The following is a 17,744-nucleotide window of genomic DNA, read 5'->3' as shown; positions in this document are numbered from 1 at the left end:
AGACGACGAGGTCCACGGCAACCTCGCCCTCGGCCGAACGATCCTTGCCGAACCGCCCGGCCGCGGCCGGTAACCCCACCCCCCTCTGGAGGACGTCATGGAGTCATACGAACGCGAAGCACTGGAAGCGGTGACCACGCGTCCCCTGCGCGCACACCGCACGCTCACGGTCGAACGGATCACCCCCGTCCTGGGTGCGGAGGTCTCGGGCGTCGACCTGTCGCGGGAGATCCCGGCGGAGCAACTCGACGAGATACGCGCCGCGTTCCTCGATCACCACGTCCTCGTCTTCCGCGATCAGACGATCACCGCCGAGGACCACAAGCGTTTCGCCGCCGCCTTCGGTGAGCTGCGTCCCGTCAACCCGCCGCCGCCCGAGGGCGATCCCTGCATCCTGGAGATCCGCACGACGTCGGCCGCGGCGGACGTGGCGGGCAACGGGTGGCACGCCGACGGCACCGCCGACGCCGAACCCTCGTTGGGGTCGATGCTCTACATCACCGAGATCCCCGAGCCGGGCTGCGGCGGCGACACCCTCTTCGCCAACATGCACCTCGCCTACGAGATGCTCTCGCCGGCCATGCGCTCGCTGCTGGACCCGCTCACCGCCCTGCACGACGGCGCCCAGGCCCTGGCCGGTTACACCCCGCCCGCGGACTACGTCATCCCCAGGAGCGAGCACCCGCTGGTCGCCCGGCATCCCGAGACCGACCGCAAGCTGCTCTACGTCAACAGGGCCTACACCAGCCGCGTTCCGCAGCTCTCCGCCCAGGAGAGCCGGGCCCTGCTCGACATGCTCTTCGACACCATCGCCTGCAGGCCGGTCCTGCACTGCCGGGTTCGCTGGGCTCCGGGCACCCTCGTCTTCTGGGACAACCGGTGCGTTCAGCACCACGCGACGTACGACTACTACCCCTACGCCCGCTACGGCCAGCGCGTCGCCATCGACGGCGGCCCCGTCAAGGGCTGACGGCGCGACCGGAGGCGGCGTCGTGCCACCGCGGGCGGCGTGCCGGTGAGTGCGTGATCGCGGAGTCGACGGCGACGACCCGGTCGAGGTCGCCCTCGGTCTCCGCGTACGCGAGCGGAGCTGTGAAGATCGGTTCACATGTGCCGTCGACCGTCCGCCCCGCGACCGCCACCCCGTGCTCACCGACGGAAATCCGCCGAACAGGCGCTGAGTACAACCCAGTTGGCGGTGCCGGGACGCCCGGGGGTGTTGCCGGGGCCGATCGCTCGGAGAACTCGCGTCGTCCGAGGTCACACGGCATGTCCTCCGTCACCGAGGCACCCACGGGCGGCCGCCCGTTCGTTGACTCGGCTTCAAATCTTGAGCACAAATTCCACACGGCCCCCTCTTCAGACGGGCCTTGATGGTCTAGATTGACCGTGCTTCGCATGCTGGGACACGAGGCGACAAATGATGATCTATGGGTCGGTCGATACAGACGGCCAGTGGCCGCGTGTCCGGCGCCAGACGTGGGGGTGATCAACTCCTGGGGCCCGAGAGGGGCTTCGGGTGCGGGGAGCACCCGAGGTCTCGACCGGCTCCCGCGCACCTCGGGAGCCTGGCACGGCAGGCAAGTCCGCTGCGGCAAGGGCGGGTTGTTCAAGTAGCGCTGAAGTAGCCGGGATGTCATACGCGGGGGGCGGGGGCCACCCGCGGGAGGAACGGCGCGGCGCGGGGAGCCGGGGGGCTTTCCGGGGGCGGAAGCGTGCGGGGGGAGGGGGCCTCCCGACGGTAGGAACCGTGTCAGGGCACCATGTCGAACCACTGGGGACCGGGGGGTTTCTGTGCGGCAGGGGGGACTAGTCGGCCCTTTTCCGCCGGCGCGAGGGCGTCTGGCGGACGAGGCGATCAGCAGGCCGGCGATCGAGTGGGAGCAGCGGTACCGCCGTACCGTGATCATCAGCGACACCGTGGCCACCGCCTTCGTGGTGGCGGGGATCGGCGAATTCTTCGGGGCCCGGGACGCGGCCAACTGGCACGAGAAGTGGGGGATTCTCGCATTCGGCACCGAGCTGCTGGTGCTGGCGGCGCTTGCGGTGGGCCGGTCGTGGGCTCCGGCCGTGCTCGGCCAGGGTGCCGAGGAATTCCGCCGGCTCGGACGCTCACTGTTCGCGGCGACCGTCGTACTGGCGCTCGGCGGGATCGCCCTCACCTCGCGCAACATCAAGCTCTGGATCTTCGTCGCGATCCCCGCGATCGCGCTCGTCACCATGACCGCGCGGTATCTGCTCCGCCTCTGTCTGCACAAACGGCGCAAGGAAGGGCGGTGCCTGAGACCGGTGCTCGCTGCCGGAAGCCCGGCCACCGTGTGCGACCTGATCGGCCGAACCCGCAAGTACCCGCACATCGGCTGGCGGGTGGACGCGGTGTGCACGACGGACGGTCGCGGGCTCGACAGTGACGAACTGGACGGCGTGCCGGTGGTCGGCCGGCTGTCGGACGTCGCCAAGCACGTCCGCCACGACGGCTACCGTGTCGTCGCGGTCACACCGGACCCGCACTGGACACCGGAACGCCTGCAGCGGCTGGCCTGGAACCTCGAAGGCAGCGATGCCGAGATGGTCGTGGCCCCGGTGCTGATGGAGGTGGCCGGTCCGCGGCTGCACGTCGACGCGGTGCTCGGGATCCCGCTGCTGCGGGTCAGCCTGCCGACCTTCACCGGGGGCCGCCGGGCGATCAAGGAGGTCGTCGACCGGGTCGGCGCTGCGGTCCTGCTGATGCTGTTCGCGCCCCTGATGGTGTTCGCCGCGCTGCTCGTGCTGGTGGACAGCCGGGGCGGGGCCTTCTACCGCCAGCGCAGAGTCGGCAAGAACGGCCGGGAGTTCACGATTCTCAAATTCCGCACCATGGCCGTCGGGGCCCACCGGGCACGGGCCGAGCTCGCCGACCGCAACGAGGGCGCGGGACTGCTGTTCAAGCTCCGCCGGGATCCGCGGGTGACCCGGGTGGGCGCAGTGCTGCGCCGGTACTCGGTCGACGAACTCCCGCAGCTTTTCAACGTGCTCACCGGAGCGATGTCGCTCGTCGGGCCGCGGCCTCCGTTGCCGGAGGAGTGCGCCGAGTACGGCCCGGACATCCGGCGGCGGCTGCTGGTCAAGCCCGGGCTCACCGGCCTGTGGCAGATCAGCGGACGCAGCGACCTGCCGTGGGAGGAGGCCGTCCGCCTCGACCTGCGCTACGTGGAGGACTGGTCGCTCGCCCTCGACACGGTGATCTTGTGGAAGACGATGCGTGCGGTGCTCCATGGGCAGGGGGCCTACTGATGCGCGGGGGGCTGCGGCTCAAGGGTTCCGCCGACGCGCGGACCGCAGGCCACAAGGGCCTGCCTGGGGGGAGAGACGGGGCATGAGAATCAGCGTTTTCGGGCTCGGCTACGTGGGCTGCGTATCAGCCGCGTGCCTGGCCGGCATGGGTCACGAGGTCATCGGGGTGGACGTCAACCAGGTGAAGGTCGACCTGGTCAACGACGGCAAGGCCCCGGTGGTGGAGGAACGTATCGGCGAGCTCATCGCCGAGGTCGTGCGGACCGGAGCGCTGCGCGCCACCGGCGACGTCCGCGAGGCGATCATGGACAGCGAGGTGTCGCTGGTCTGCGTGGGCACGCCGTCGGAGCCCAACGGCAGCCTGTGCACGACGTACTTGGAGCGGGTCACCGAGGAGATCGGCGCCGCGCTGGCCGAGGGGGCCAGGCAGGGGAGCCGGCACACCGTCGTGTTCCGCAGCACCATGCTCCCGGGCACCTGCCTGAACCTGCTGGTACCGATCCTGGAGAAGCACGTCGGCGGTCTGGCCGGGGTGGACATCGGGGTCGCGGTCAACCCGGAGTTCCTGCGCGAGGGCACGAGCGTGCGGGACTTCTTCGACCCGCCCAAGACCGTCATCGGCGAACTCGACCCGGCAAGCGGCGACGCGGTGCTGGCGCTCTACGACGGCCTGCCCGGCGAGGTGTTCCGGGTGCCGGTCCCGACGGCCGAGGCGATCAAGTACGCGGACAACGCCTTCCACGGCCTCAAGATCGGCTTCGCGAACGAGCTGGGCGCGGTGTGCCAGGCCCTCGGGGTGGACTCGCACCAGGTGATGGACGTGTTCCTGGCCGACCGCAAGCTGAACATCAGCCCCGCCTACCTGCGGCCCGGCTTCGCCTTCGGCGGCTCCTGCCTGCCCAAGGACCTGCGCAGCCTGGTCCACGCGGCCCAACGGGCCGACGTGTCGGTCCCCATCCTCGCCCACGTGCTGACCTCCAACTCCGACCATCTGCAGCGCGCGGTGGACCTGGTCGAGCGCACCGGCAGGCGCCGGGTGGGCCTGTTCGGGCTGTCCTTCAAACCCGGCACCGACGACCTCCGCGAGAGCCCGCTCGTCGAGCTGGCGGAGAGGCTCTTCGGCAAGGGATACGACATCAAGATCTACGACGCCAACGTGAGCCTCTCCCGGCTGCTCGGCGCGAACCGCGAGTACATCGAGAGCCGGCTGCCGCACCTCGCGCAGCTGCTCGCGGACTCCGTCGACGAGGTGCTCGAACACGCCGAGGTGTGCCTGGTGGGGACCAGGGACCCGGCCGTGCTCTCGGCGCTGCCCCACGGCGAAGGACCGATGATCGTCGACCTCATCCGCCTTCCCGACGCCGAGACGCGCCGGACCGAACCGGGGTACATGGGCCTTGCTTGGTAACGCAATCAGCGGCGGCGGTTCCGGCCGGCGCGCGCTGATCCTGGTGGAGAACCTGTCGGTGCCCTTCGACCGGCGGGTGTGGCAGGAGTGCACGACGCTGCGCGACGCGGGCTGGACGGTGCACGTCATCTGTCCGCAGGGGAGCAAACGAGACACGGAGCCGGAGGTGGAGATCGACGGGGTGCGGATCCACCGCTACCCGTTGCGCGCGGCCACCGGAGGGCCGGCCGGCTACCTGAAGGAATACGGATCGGCGCTCTGGCACACGGCCCGGCTGGCCCGCAAGGTCGGCCCGGTCGACGTGGTCCACGCCTGCAACCCGCCCGACCTGTTGTTCCTGCCGGCGCTGTGGCTGAAGCGGCGCGGCGCACGGTTCGTCTTCGACCAGCACGACCTGGTACCCGAGCTGTACCTCTCCCGGTTCGACCGCGGCGAGGACCTGCTCTACCGCGCCGTGTGCGCACTGGAACGGCGGACCTACCGGGCCGCGGACGTCGTCCTCGCCACGAACGAGAGCTACCGGGACGTCGCGGTGCGCCGTGGCGGCCGGCGGCCGGAGGACGTCTTCGTGGTGCGCAGCGCGCCCGCGATCGAGCGTTTCCAACCGGTGCTGCCGGAGCCGGAGTTGAAGAATGGCAAGCCTCATCTGCTGTGCTACCTCGGCGTGATGGGCCCTCAGGACGGCGTCGACTACGCCTTGCGGGCCCTTGCGAAGCTCCGCGACGGGCTCGGGCGGACCGACTGGCACGCGGTGTTCGTCGGCTCCGGCGACGCCTTCGACGCGATGGTGGAGCTGTCCCGGCGGCTCGGGCTCGGTGACCAGGTCCAGTTCACCGGGCGCATTCCGGACGCCGACCTGGTGCGCTACCTCTCCACCGCGGACGTCTGCCTTTCCCCCGACCCGCGCAATCCGCTCAACGACGTGTCGACGATGAACAAGGTCCTCGAGTACATGGCGATGGGCCGGCCGATCGTCTCGTTCGACCTGAAGGAGGCGCGCGTCTCCGCCGGAGAGGCCGCCCTCTACGCGCCTGCCAACGACGAGGCCGAGTTCGCCGAGCTCATCGCGCTGCTCCTGGACGATCCGGAGAAGCGGGCGCGGATGGGCAAGATCGGCCAGGAGCGGGTCAGCGGGCCGCTCTCCTGGCAGAACTCGCAAGCGTCGCTGCTCGCCGCCTACGCCGCCGCCTGCCGTGACCACACCCCGGTGTCGGCGGCCGATCCGGTTCGAACAGGGAAGAGGCAGCGCAGTTGAGCGAGGAATCGATACGTCTGGTCACCATCGGGCGGATATTCCGCCGGCGCTGGCGGCTTCTCGCCGTCTTCGCCGTCGTGGGCGCGCTCGTCGGCTACGGCGCCTCGGTGGTGTTCCCGCCGCGGTACACGACGTCGGCGTCGGTCCTGCTGCCGGGGCAGTGGGAAGAGCGTGAACTGCTGACCCAGGTCGACGTCGCGACCAGTTCGACGGTCGTCGACCGTGCGGCCGCCTCGCTCGGCTGGAAGGGCGTCAGCGGTGCCGAACTGCAAGACCGCGTGACCGCCGCGGCCGCCGACGGGAACATCATCAAGATCTCGGGTACGGCCGACACCCCGAAGCGCGCGCAGCAGCTCTCCGACCAAGTCGCCCAGCAGTTCGTCAAGTTCGCCGCGCGGATCGTGGGCGGTGGCACCGACTCCGCGGCTGCCACGGAGTCCGAGGCACTGCGGAAGCAGGTCGAGGAGACCAACCGCCGCATCACCAACCTGGCCGACGCGGCCGATCCGGGGCAGACCGTGGAGGGCGTGCAGGCCCGGACCGAGCTGGAGAAGTTGAGCACCTCGCTGGAGGAGGCCATGACGAAGCTGGACGAGGCCGACCCGGCGACCAACAAGGCCGGCATGGTCGTCATGGGGCCGGCGGCCCGGCCGACCGGCGAGGCGCCGCCGACCAGGATCCAGCTCATCGTCGCGGGAGCACTGCTGTTCTTCCTGCTCGCGGTCATCGGCCATCTCGCCGCCGCACGGATGAACCGCCGACTGCGCACCGAACCGGAGATCGCCGCGGCGCTGGGCTCGGCGCTGCTGGGCACCGTCGAGGTGCCCGGTGAACGGCGCGGCGCGCACCGGCCGGAAGGCAGTGGCCGACCGGGCTGGATCCGCCGACTCCTCGGTGTCGACACCCGGTGGGACCTGCCGACCCCGCAGAGGTCCGACGACGAGGCCGGCCGACGGATCCGCTACCGACGGGTGTGCGCTCGCCTCCGGGACCGACTGCCCGCCCCTCGACGGCTGCTGGTGGTCGTACCGGACGGCGACGAGATCGCCCGCCGGGCCGCCGGACAGCTCGTCGCCGAGGCCAAGGACGATCCGCGGCTGCGGGTGGTGGAGGTTTCGGTGGACCGGCCGATCGTGCCGGACCGCGACACCGAGTCCGGTGCCCTGGTCGTCCTCAGCCCGGGCAGCTGGACCGCGGAGGAACTCGCCGGGATCGCCGAGGCGTGTGCGGACGGCAGGCACGAGGTCCTCGGCATCGTCGTCGCCGACACGGTCCGCGCCCGTGAGACGCGGTCTGCCGGCCCTCCTCCGGACGACGCCACTCTGGCGCTCGCGGTCCGTGGCCAGGCAACGGGAGGTTCAGCGTGACGACGAGCACGACTGCGGAGTCGTCGGCCGCCACTCCGCTTCTCGACCTGCAGGCACTGGTGGTGGCGGTGCGCAGGCGCCGCCGCCTCTGGTACGCCATGGCGTTCCTCGGCCTGCTGGCCGGCGCCGCGCTGGCGGTCCTGATGCCGCCGTCGCCGACCGCGGTGACCGAAGTGCTGGTCGCGCACGCGGAGGACCAGCCGAACGACACCGGAACCCTGATCCGCACCGACGTCCAGCTGCTGCAGACCACACAGATCGCAGGCAAGGCCCTGCGGTCCCTCAAGTCCCCGGAGAAACCCGAGGACTTCATGCGGGACTACCGAGGCACCGGGCTGACCAACAACCTGCTGCAGATCACCGTGACAGGCGACAGCGACGCCCAGGCGGTGGCCCGCGCCAAGGCGCTGGCCGACGCGTTCGTCGCGGACCATGTGCAGCGGATGAAGGACACCGCGCAGGCCGAAGCCCAGGCCCTGCTCGACCAGCGTGACCGCATGCGGGACGAGCTGACCCAGGTCAACAAGGAGATCGGCGGCCAATCGGCGGACAGCGACCCGAAGGCGTCGGCGAGCCTGGAGTCGCTCTTCGCCCGCCGAGCCGAACTCAACTCCCGCATCGCCGACTTCGACGAGCGCGCCGCGGACGCGCGGACCGGCACACCCCAGGTCGTGGCCGGCACGCAGATCGTGGACGACCCGCGCGCGCTGCGACACTCCCTGCCCAAGGCCGTCGTCACCGACGCCGCGATCGGGCTCGTCCTCGGGCTCGTCCTCGGGCTCGCGCTGGCCGCGGTCGGCACGGTGGTGGCGGACCGCCCCGTGCTGCGCCGGGACATCGCGGCGAACCTGGGCGCCTCGGTCATCGCGGAGCTGCCCCGCCGGAAGGGAAGGCCTTGGCAGCGCCGCCGCACCCGGTTGACACGCGAACGGCTCACCACGACCCTGGCCCGCGCCACGCGCGGCTCCACGGAACCGGTGTCGCTGCTGGAACTGGGCTGCGCGCGCGGCACCGGCGTGATCGCCCTGGACCTCGCCAGGGCGATGTCGGCGGAGGGACCGGTGACCGTCGTCGACGGTCTGCCCCGCCCGCAGCTCGCAGGCCGCCGCCAGAAGCCGGGAGACCCGACCGTGGTCAGCGGCGAGCATGCCGCGACCGTGTCGCATCAGGAACGCCTGATCGGCCTCGGCTCGGTGGCACCCGGGACGGCGTGGACCGACCTCCAGTACCTCGGCACCCGGACGGTGCTCGTGGTGCGTGCCGGACACGGCAGCGCCGCATGGCTGCACACCGTGGCGCGACAGCTCGCGGACCAGCGCATTCCGGTGATCGGTGTGGTGCTGATCGACCCCGATCCGCGTGACCGGACCGACGGCACCTTGTGGGACGGGCTGCAGACCGCGCTGCGCGGCCGGAGCGAGCGGCCGGCCCGGCAGGCGGCGACGGGCCGGCGGCGGACGGAGCGGCAGCCGGTGTGGGCCGCCCGGGGCCCGGAGAACGACCAGGAGGTGCGGTAGGACATGTGTGGCATCGCAGGCACCTACCGATGGCCGGACGGAAAGGTCGTGACCGACCGGCTCACCGACACCCTCGCCCACCGCGGTCCGGACGGGGCGGGCCGCTACAGCCACCCCGTACGTGACGGCGAAGTACACCTCGGGCACCGCCGACTGGCCATCATCGACCTGTCCGACACCGGCGCCCAGCCGATGGTCTCGGACGGCCTCGTCCTGACGTACAACGGCGAGCTGTACAACGCCCCCGAACTGCGTGCCGAGCTGGCGGCCACCGGGGTGCGCTTTCGCGGTACCTCCGACACCGAGGTACTCCTGGAGGCCTGGCGGCGCTGGGGCACGGACTGTCTGCCCCGGCTGCGCGGCATGTTCGCGTTCGGCGTCTTCGACGAGCGCACCGGTGACCTGGTGCTCGCCCGCGACCAGCTCGGCATCAAGCCGTTGTTCCTGCTCCGGCGCGGCGGGGGCCTGGTGTTCGCCTCCGAGCTCAAGGCGCTCGCCGTCGCGACCGGCCGCTCGCTGGAGGTGGACCACGCGGCGCTGGTGGCCTCGCTGCTGTACTACTGGGTGCCGGACTCACGGTGCGCGTTCCGCGAAGCGGAGAAGCTGCCGCCGGGCAGCTGGCTGAGGTGCCGGCCCGACGGCCGGGTGGAGCGCGGCCGGTTCTGGAACCTGAAGGACGTCGCCGCCGAGGGCCGGGACCGGGCCCTGGCCGGCGAGCAGCCGGACCTGGCCGCCGTCGTCGAGGAGTCGACCCGGCGTCACCTGCTCTCCGACGTCCCCGTGGCGACCTTCCTCTCCGGCGGCCTCGACTCCAGCTACCTGACCGCGCTGGCGGCCCGCCACCAGCCAGGGATCTCCGCCTACACGATCGGGTTCCGCGCCGAGGACGCCAAGTTCGAGGCGATGCCGGACGACCTGCGCTACGCCCGGCAGGTGGCCGAGCGGTTCGGCGTCGACCTGCACGAGATCGAGATCGCGCCGAACGTGCTCGACCTGCTGCCCCGGATGACGTACCACCTGGACGAGCCGATCGGCGACCCCGCCGCGATCAACACCTACCTGATCTGCTCGGCCGCGCGAGAGGCCGGGGTGAAGGTGATGCTCTCGGGGATGGGCGCGGACGAGCTGTTCGCCGGTTACCGCAAGCACCTGGCCAACCTGATCGCGCTGCGCTACCAGCGCGTCCCGCGGCCGCTGCGGCGCGGGGTGTCCGCGGCCGTGGACCGGCTCCCCGTCGCCACGGCCCGCCGGGGGTACCGGTCGGTGCGGTTCGCGAAGCGGTTCCTCTCCTTCGCCGATCTGCCGGAGGAGACCGCCTTCCGACGCAGCTACACCATGTACGACCAGGACGAGTTGCTCGCCCTTCTCGATCCGGACCTGGCCGGGACGGTCGAGGACGTGCTGACCGAGCACGCGGACGTCTACCAGGACAACGACCTCGACGACTTCGTCAACCGCATGTGCCTGACCGACGCCCGGATGTTCCTGCCGGGCCTGAACCTCGCCTACACGGACCGCTCCAGCATGGCCGCGTCGACCGAGGTCCGGGTGCCGTACGTGGACATCGAGGTGGTGAAGGCGGCGTTCGCCGTGCCCGGCGACCGCAAGATCGTCGGCCGGCAGGGCAAGGCCGTCCTCAAGGAGGCGGCCACCTCGATCCTGCCCCGGGAGATCGTGTACCGGCCCAAGGGCCTGTTCAGCGCCCCGCTGCGGGCCTGGATGAGCCGGGACCTGGCACCACTGGTGCGCGAGGTGGTCGACGACGGTGTGCTCGTCAATTCCGGGTTCCTGCGCCGCGACGCGCTGGCGCGCATGGTCGCCGAGGACGCCGCCGGGCAGCGGGACTTCTCCAAGCATCTGTGGCACGTACTGACCCTCGAGTACTGGTATCGCGACGCGACCTCCGGGCACGCCCGGAGCACTCGGTCGACGGCTTAGGAATCAGGAGTTCTGGTGAAGCAGGTTGTACAGAACTACAAGAGCGGCGAGCTCGCGGTGCTCGACGTTCCGGTACCGGGGTGCAAACCGGGCGGTGTACTGGTCCGCAGCGCCTACTCGCTGATCTCCACCGGGACCGAGCTCATGAAGGTGTCCGAGGCCGGGATGTCGATGCTGGGCAAGGCCCGCTCACGGCCGGACCAGGTGGCCAAGGTCATGCAGAGCGTGGCCACCAACGGGGTGCCCGCCACCTACCGCAAGGTGATGGGCAAGCTGGACTCCTACACGCCGCTGGGCTACTCGCTGTGCGGCGTGGTCGAGCAGGTCGGCGCCGGCATCGACGATGTGAAGGTCGGCGACCTCGTCGCCTGCGCCGGCAACGAGCACGCGTTGCACGCCGAGTTGAACTGGGTGCCGAAGAACCTCTACACCCCGGTGCCGGACGGCCTCGCGCCGAGCCACGCCGCCTTCGGCACCGTCGGGTCGATCGCGATGCAGGGCGTCCGCCGGGGCGAGCCGCAGCTCGGCGAGGTGGCCCTGGTCATCGGCCTCGGCCTGATCGGGCAGCTGGTGGTCCAGCTCCTCGCCGCCTCCGGGGTCCGCGTCGTCGGCGCCGACCCCGACCCGACGCGCTGCGAACTCGCCGAGCGGCTGGGCGCCGCGGCCTGCGGCGATCCCGCGTCCGCGGCCGTGGAAGTCGCCGTCGCCGAACTCACCGACGGGCACGGCGTGGACCAGGTGTACCTGGCCGCAGGCGGCGGCAGCAACCAGCCCGTCGAGCTGGCCGCCCGGCTCTGCCGGGACCGCGGCCGGGTCGTCGACATCGGCAAGTGTCGCCTGGACCTGCCGTGGAACGCGTACTACGAGAAAGAGCTCGACGTCCGGTTCTCCCGCAGTTACGGCCCCGGGCGTTACGACCCGGAGTACGAGCTGGAGGGACGCGACTACCCGATCGGCTACGTGCGCTGGACCGAGCGCCGCAACCTGGCGTGTTTCCTCGACCTCGTCGCCCGCGGCAGCGTCGACGTGGAGCCGCTGGTCTCCCACGTCGCCGACTTCGACGACGCGGTCGAGACGTACCAGCGGCTGAAGGACGGCGAGTTGAAGGCCGTGGCCGTGCTGTTCCGGTACGCCGAAGCGGCGGCGGAAGGGGAGCCGGAGGCCCCGTCGGTGGCCGTGCCCGCGGTGCGTCGCGGCGGGGGAGCGTCCGCCCCGGCCCGGGCCGCCACGTCACCGGTGCGCCTCGCGTTCGTGGGCGCCGGGAACTACGCGACGTCGATGCTGCTGCCGCACCTGGCGCAGCGCGAGGGCGTCGAGTTGTCGACCGTCGTCACCACGACGGCGCTCTCCGCGGCCAACGCGCAGCGCAAGTTCGGCTTCGCCGGGGCGACCACCGACCTCGACGCCGTGCTCGGCGACAAGTCCGTCGACGCGGTCTTCGTGGTCACCCGGCACAGCTCGCACGCCGAACTGACCCGCAAGGCACTGCTGGCCGGCAAGGCGGTGTTCGTGGAGAAGCCCCTGGCCCTCACCGAGGACGAACTGGCCGGCGTACTCACGGCGGTGGCGGAGTCCGGCAACGACCGGCTGCAGGTGGGCTTCAACCGCCGGTTCGCGCCGCTGCTGCAGGAGGCCAGGGAGCGGTTCGGCGTCCGGACCGGTCCGGCGAGCCTGCGCTACCTGGTCAACGCGGGCCGGCTCCAGCACGGCAGCTGGTACCTCCAACAGGGCACCGAGGGCTCGCGGTTCGCCGGCGAGGGCGGCCACTTCATCGACACGGCGAGCTGGCTGCTGGAGGCCGACCCGGTCTCCGTGTACGCGACGGCCGCGCCCGGCAACGAGGACCTCCAGGTCGTCCTGCGCTACCCGGACGGGTCAACGGCGACCATCAGCTACGTCACCACCGGCGCGCCCGGCTTCCCCAAGGAGACCCTGGACCTGGTCGCCGACGGCAAGGTGCTGCGGCTCGACGACTTCGTGCGCGCCTCGGTCTACGGCCGTAAGCGGTGGGTCAGTTCGCGGCTGCCCAAGGCCCGGGACAAGGGCCAGAACGCCGAACTGGCCGCGTTCATCAAGGCCGTACGGACCGGCGGGCCGATGCCGGTGCCGCTCGACTCGCTCGTCGCGACCACGGCGGCCACCCTCGCCGTGCAGGCGGGCCTGACCGGCGGTGCGCCGGCGACGTTGGCGAGGACGCGATGACCATGAGCGCGGGCTGGTACCTGCGCCGGCTGTCCCGGATGGGGCCGCGCGAGGTCGCGGGCCGGGCGGGCGACGCGGTGCGCAGACGGCGGTGGCGGTCGGCGCCGCCCGACTGCCCGAGCGTGACCGGCGCCCGGTTCACCGCGGTCCTGCCCGCCGGGACGATCGCCGCGGTGTCACCGGACGCCGCGAAACGTCTCGTCGCCGAGGCGGACCGGCTGATGTACGGGCACGTCGAGTACTTCGGGGTGGTCCGCGACGACCTCACCGACCCGGACTGGTGGTACGACCCGAGGACCGGGCGCCGGGCGCCGTGGGGTTACGCCTTCGACGTGCCGTACCGGAACGAGGACGCGGTCGGGGACATCAAGCAGATCTGGGAGCTGTCCCGGCACCAGTACCTCACCGTGCTCGCCGCCGCCTACGCGGTCACCGGGAACGAGCGGTACGCCGAGCGCGTGGCCGAGCACCTGCGGTCGTGGTGGACGGCCAATCCCCCGCTGCGGGGCGTGCACTGGATCAGCGGCATCGAACTGGGCATCCGGCTGCTGTCCTGGGTGTGGATCCGCCGGCTGCTCGACGACTGGCCGGGCGCGGCCGGACTGTTCGAGGACAACCCGGTGGCGCTGAACCAGATCTGGCACCACCAGCGCTGGCTGGCCGCCTTCCCCAGCCGAGGGTCCTCGGCGAACAACCACGTCATCGCCGAGGCCGCCGGGCAGCTCGCGGCGGCCTGCGCGTTCGGCTGGTTCCCCTCCTCACAACGCTGGCGGGCCGACGCGCTGCGGTCCCTGGAGCGGCACCTGCGCGGCAACACCTTCGTCTCCGGCCTCAACCGCGAGCTGGCCACCGAGTATCACGGACTCGTGCTGGAACTCGGCCTGGCCGCGGTGGCCGAGGCGGATGCCGCGGGCGTGCCGGTCCCCCCGTCGGTCCGGCTGGTGCTGCTGCGGATGACCGACGCGCTCGCGGCCGTCGTGGACAGCCGGCTGCGGCCGCCGCGCCAGGGGGACGCGGACGACGGGCACGGTCTGGTCGTGGACGGCTCGGGCACCGACCGCTGGGCCTCGCTGCTGGGCACCGGCGACGCCGTGTTCGGCCGACTCGCCTGGTGGCCGGCGGTGACCGGCACCGATGTGCGCACCCCGCTGCTGGCCGCGCTCATCCGGCCGTACCCGAAAGACGGAACCGCGCCTGCCGGGTCCCGCCCGGCTCGCCGGCCGGCCCACTTCGCCGACGCGGGGCTCACCATCCTGCGCGGCCCCGGAGAGATCTGGTGCCGCTGCGACGGTGGTCCGCACGGCTTCCTGTCCATCGCCGCGCACGCCCACGCGGACGCGCTGTCCGTGGAGGTCCGGCACGACGGGGTCGACGTGCTCGCCGACCCGGGGACGTTCTGCTACCACGGGCAGCCCGCGTGGCGGCAGTACTTCCGGTCCACCCTCGGCCACAACACGCTGCAGCTGGACGGCACCGACCAGTCCGTCTCCGGCGGCCCGTTCCTGTGGACCCGGCATGCCGGCACCCGCGTCCTGGCCGCGGAGACATCCGGCGAGGGCGTGGCGCGCTGGTGTGCCGAGCACGACGGGTACCAGGGCTCCGTGCACCGCCGCCGGGTGGAGCTTACGGCCGCGAGCCAGGAGCTGAAGGTGGTCGACGAGGTGCGCGGTCCGCGCCGGGCCGTGCGGCTGGCGTTCCACCTCGGCCCGGCGATCGCCGCGGACCTGGTGGGGAACCGGGCGGTACTCACCTGGATCCGGGACGGCGAGGGGCGTTCCGCAGTGCTCGACCTGCCCGGGCAGCTGTCCTGGCGGGCGCACCGTGGCGAGACCGACCCGCCGCTGGGCTGGTACTCCGCGGGATTCGGGCGCAAGGAACCCACCACAACGCTGGTCGGCACCGGCACCGCCGACGGCGCGGACGGGTTCACCACCGTGCTCAGGTTCGGCGGCTAGGGGCACGTGGTGATCAAGAGGCGGCACTGGGCGCTCGCGGCGGCACCGCTGGCGCTGGCCCTGCTGACGGCGACCGGCTGCGACAGCACGCCGGGCGCCCCGGCAGCGGCGCCGACCGCCGCACCGTCCACGTCCACGTCCGCGGCCCGAGCCGTGGCCCGGGTGTGCGCCAACCCCGCGGCCGGGCCGGCGAAGGCGCCCGCGGGCGCGGTGACGGTCGACCCCGCGGTCGTCGGTGACCTGGCATCGAAGACCAAGAGCAGCCCCGCGAACACCACGTTCTGGCTTCGACCGGGCAAGCACAGGCTCGACCCGGACCGCTACGCCCAGGTCATCCCCAAGAAGGGGGACCGCTACCTCGGCGCGCCGGGCGCGGTGCTCGACGGCGGGAAGAAGAACCAGTACGCGTTCGCGGGCACCGCCCGCGACGTCACCATCCGCTACCTGACCGTGCAGCGTTTCGTCGCGCCGCAGAACGAGGGCGTGGTCAACCACGACTCGGCCGACGGGTGGGTGATCGAGCACGCGACGATCCAGGACAACTCCGGAGCGGGGCTGATGGCCGGTTCCCACCAGCGGGTCCGCGCCAACTGCCTGCGCGACAACGGACAGTACGGAATGAACGCCTACAAGAGCGGCGGTATCAGCGGCCTGGTGGTCGAGGACAACGAGATCGTGGGCAACAACACCGACGGCTGGGAGCGGCGGCAGCAGGGCTGCGGCTGTACCGGAGGCATCAAGTTCTGGGCCGTAGACGGCGCCGACGTACGCGGCAACTGGGTGCACGACAACCGCGGAGCAGGGTTGTGGGCGGACACCGACAACAACGACTTCCTGATCGAGAACAACGTGCTGGAGGCCAACGACGGTGCCGCGCTGATCTACGAGACCAGCTACAACGCGGTCATCCGGAACAACACGATCCGGCGGAACAACTGGGTCGAGGGCCGCAGGTACGCCGACCGCGGCGACAACTTCCCGTACGCGACCGTCTACCTGTCCGAGTCCGGCGGCGAACCACGGATCCGGGCCCGCACCGACAAGATCAAGATCTACCGGAACCTGCTGGAGAACAACTGGTCCGGGATCACCCTGTGGGAGAACGCCGACCGGTTCTGCAACAGTCCGGCCAACACCTCGTCCGGTGACTGCACGCTGCTGGTGAAGAACGCCGACCGCTGCGCGAAGCCGGCGATCGACAAGGCACCGCTGTACGCCGACTGCCGGTGGAAGACCCAGCGGGTGGACATCCACGACAACCGCTTCGTGCTCGACGAGTCCGTGGTCAGGTGCACGGAGATGTGCGACCGCATGGCGGTGCTGTCCAACTACGGCACCTATCCGGACTGGTCGCCGTACAAGGGCGAGAAGGTGGCTGAGGCGATCACCCACAAGCAGGACAACCGCTGGCACGACAACGTCTACCTCGGACCGTGGAAGTTCGTCGCCTACGACCCGAGCCGGGTGCTCGACTTCGGGGAGTGGCAGAGCGCGGACTACCGGCAGGATGCGGGCAGCACCCTCGACCCACGGGCCGGTGGTTGAGATGGACACGCAGACCGACACACAGACGGACACGCGGATGGACACGCAGTCCGGTGCCGAACCGGGCGCCGCCGGTACACCGAGGATCGTCGGGGTCGTCTGGGGGCTGCTGGTCCTCAACACGCTCGGCTCCGCCGGGGCGAAGACCATCGTCCCGCTGCCCCGCTCCCTCATCCAGATGGTCACCATGGGCGCCCTGGTCGCCGCGTTCGCGCTGGCCCTCGCGGTCAATCTCCGGCTGCGCGTCCGGGCCAGCGCCTACCTGCTCCTGCTCACCCTGCTGCTGGTCACGAGCGTGGTCTCCAGCGCCCACCTGGAGTCCGGGTTCGGCGCGCTGTTCCGGTGTGGCCGGCTGGCTCTCTTCATCGGCACACTGTGGCTGCTCAGCCGCTGGTGGGACGGCAGCCTGACGTTCGTCCGGCACCACATCCGGGCGTACTTCGCGGTGCTCGGATCGGTGGCCGCCGGCCTCGTCGTCTCACCCGGCGCGGCCCTGCCCGACCTCTACGGCGGACGCCTGGTCGGCGCGTTGTGGCCGCTCACCCCGCCGCAGATCGGGCAGTACGCGGCGGTGATCATCGGGCTCACCGTGCTGCTCGTACTGGGCCGCCGGACCGACCGGACCAGCGCCGTGGTGGTCATCGTGCCGTCCTTCGTGCTGCTCGCGCTGACCCATACCCGCACGGCCACGCTCGGCCTGTTCATCGGGTTGGTGCTGGCGATCGGCTCGCTCATCCTGACCAGCGCGGCCGCCCGCCGGTTCTTCACCTGGGCGGTGCTGTGCGCCGTGGTGGCCGGGGTGGGGTTCGCCTCCGCCCTGCAGACGTGGTTCCTGCGCGGACAGACCAAGGAGAACTTCTCCAGCCTCACCGGCCGGGCCAAGGTCTGGGACGCCCTGCTTGCCGCGCCCCGGTCGACCTCGGAGCAGTTGCTCGGCGTGGGCCTGGGCGACAAGTCCTTCGGCGGGCTGCCGATCGACAACAGCTGGCTGGCCGTCTACAACGAGCAGGGGCTGATCGGCGTCACCCTCGTCGCGGTGATCATCACCGTGCTGGGCGCCGTCGCGTTGCTGCGGCCACCGTCGCTGCAGAGGGCCTGCGCGATCTTCCTGATCAGCTACTGCGCCGTCGCCTCGTACACCGAGGCCGGTCTCGGCGACGCCTCGCCGTATCTGCTGCACCTGGCCGTGGCCGCCTCGCTGCTGGCGGCACCCGCCGCGGCGACACTCCCCTCCACGCCCGGACTCCCCCGACAACACACCCAGGGATCGGAGGTGAGCTGAGC

11 protein-coding genes are annotated in these 17,744 nt (G+C 71.4%); all 11 read left to right on the top strand.

Features of this window, described 5'->3' with window-relative positions; all coding sequences use genetic code 11:
- Positions 1 to 97 precede the first annotated feature (97 nt).
- Positions 98 to 970 carry a TauD/TfdA family dioxygenase gene (locus tag ABZ642_RS40125; protein ID WP_360494517.1) on the top strand — a complete coding sequence of 291 codons (873 nt, stop codon included), beginning with the start codon at positions 98 to 100 and terminating at the stop codon, positions 968 to 970.
- A gap of 824 nt (positions 971 to 1,794) precedes the next feature.
- Positions 1,795 to 3,273 (top strand): sugar transferase, encoded by a 1,479-nt coding sequence (locus tag ABZ642_RS40120; protein ID WP_360494514.1) that lies wholly within the window; start codon positions 1,795 to 1,797, stop codon positions 3,271 to 3,273.
- Positions 3,274 to 3,355: 82 nt separating this feature from the next.
- A complete protein-coding gene (locus tag ABZ642_RS40115; RefSeq protein ID WP_360494511.1) occupies positions 3,356 to 4,681 on the top strand; it encodes a nucleotide sugar dehydrogenase in 1,326 nt (441 codons plus the stop codon).
- The gene (locus ABZ642_RS40110) at positions 4,671 to 5,936 is read left to right on the top strand and encodes a glycosyltransferase family 4 protein (protein WP_360494508.1); all 1,266 of its coding nucleotides are present in this window, start codon (positions 4,671 to 4,673) and stop codon (positions 5,934 to 5,936) included. Before ABZ642_RS40115 ends, ABZ642_RS40110 begins: the two co-directional genes overlap by 11 nt.
- Positions 5,933 to 7,303 (top strand): Wzz/FepE/Etk N-terminal domain-containing protein, encoded by a 1,371-nt coding sequence (locus ABZ642_RS40105; protein ID WP_360494505.1) that lies wholly within the window; start codon positions 5,933 to 5,935, stop codon positions 7,301 to 7,303. Before ABZ642_RS40110 ends, ABZ642_RS40105 begins: the two co-directional genes overlap by 4 nt.
- The gene (locus ABZ642_RS40100) at positions 7,300 to 8,820 is read left to right on the top strand and encodes a Wzz/FepE/Etk N-terminal domain-containing protein (RefSeq protein ID WP_360494502.1); all 1,521 of its coding nucleotides are present in this window, start codon (positions 7,300 to 7,302) and stop codon (positions 8,818 to 8,820) included. Before ABZ642_RS40105 ends, ABZ642_RS40100 begins: the two co-directional genes overlap by 4 nt.
- 3 nt (positions 8,821 to 8,823) lie before the next feature.
- The gene (asnB, locus tag ABZ642_RS40095; protein ID WP_360494499.1) at positions 8,824 to 10,758 is read left to right on the top strand and encodes an asparagine synthase (glutamine-hydrolyzing); all 1,935 of its coding nucleotides are present in this window, start codon (positions 8,824 to 8,826) and stop codon (positions 10,756 to 10,758) included.
- 15 nt (positions 10,759 to 10,773) lie between these two features.
- Positions 10,774 to 12,960 carry a bi-domain-containing oxidoreductase gene (locus ABZ642_RS40090; protein WP_360494496.1) on the top strand — a complete coding sequence of 729 codons (2,187 nt, stop codon included), beginning with the start codon at positions 10,774 to 10,776 and terminating at the stop codon, positions 12,958 to 12,960.
- A complete protein-coding gene (locus ABZ642_RS40085; protein ID WP_360494493.1) occupies positions 12,957 to 14,915 on the top strand; it encodes an alginate lyase family protein in 1,959 nt (652 codons plus the stop codon). Before ABZ642_RS40090 ends, ABZ642_RS40085 begins: the two co-directional genes overlap by 4 nt.
- A 6-nt stretch (positions 14,916 to 14,921) precedes the next feature.
- On the top strand, positions 14,922 to 16,460 hold the full coding sequence (locus tag ABZ642_RS40080) for a right-handed parallel beta-helix repeat-containing protein (RefSeq protein WP_360494490.1): 1,539 nt from the start codon (positions 14,922 to 14,924) through the stop codon (positions 16,458 to 16,460).
- A 37-nt stretch (positions 16,461 to 16,497) separates the two neighbouring features.
- Positions 16,498 to 17,742, top strand: a complete 1,245-nt coding sequence (locus ABZ642_RS40075; RefSeq protein ID WP_360494584.1) for an O-antigen ligase domain-containing protein — start codon at positions 16,498 to 16,500, stop codon at positions 17,740 to 17,742.
- Positions 17,743 to 17,744: the final 2 nt, after the last annotated feature.

This window comes from Streptomyces sp. NPDC007157, assembly GCF_040634235.1.
GTDB lineage: Bacteria > Actinomycetota > Actinomycetes > Streptomycetales > Streptomycetaceae > Streptomyces.
Note: the sequence above shows the minus strand (reverse complement) of the source record. Positions and strands in the feature narration are given on the sequence as shown.

Bases quoted from the DNA above. Each gene is read 5' to 3' on its own strand.
- ABZ642_RS40125 (WP_360494517.1), top strand. From the start codon at position 98: ATGGAGTCATACGAACGCGAAGCACTGGAAGCGGTGACCACGCGTCCC.
- asnB (WP_360494499.1), top strand. From the start codon at position 8,824: ATGTGTGGCATCGCAGGCACCTACCGATGGCCGGACGGAAAGGTCGTG.
- ABZ642_RS40085 (WP_360494493.1), top strand. From the start codon at position 12,957: ATGACCATGAGCGCGGGCTGGTACCTGCGCCGGCTGTCCCGGATGGGG.
- ABZ642_RS40075 (WP_360494584.1), top strand. From the start codon at position 16,498: ATGGACACGCAGTCCGGTGCCGAACCGGGCGCCGCCGGTACACCGAGG.
- ABZ642_RS40115 (WP_360494511.1), top strand. From the start codon at position 3,356: ATGAGAATCAGCGTTTTCGGGCTCGGCTACGTGGGCTGCGTATCAGCC.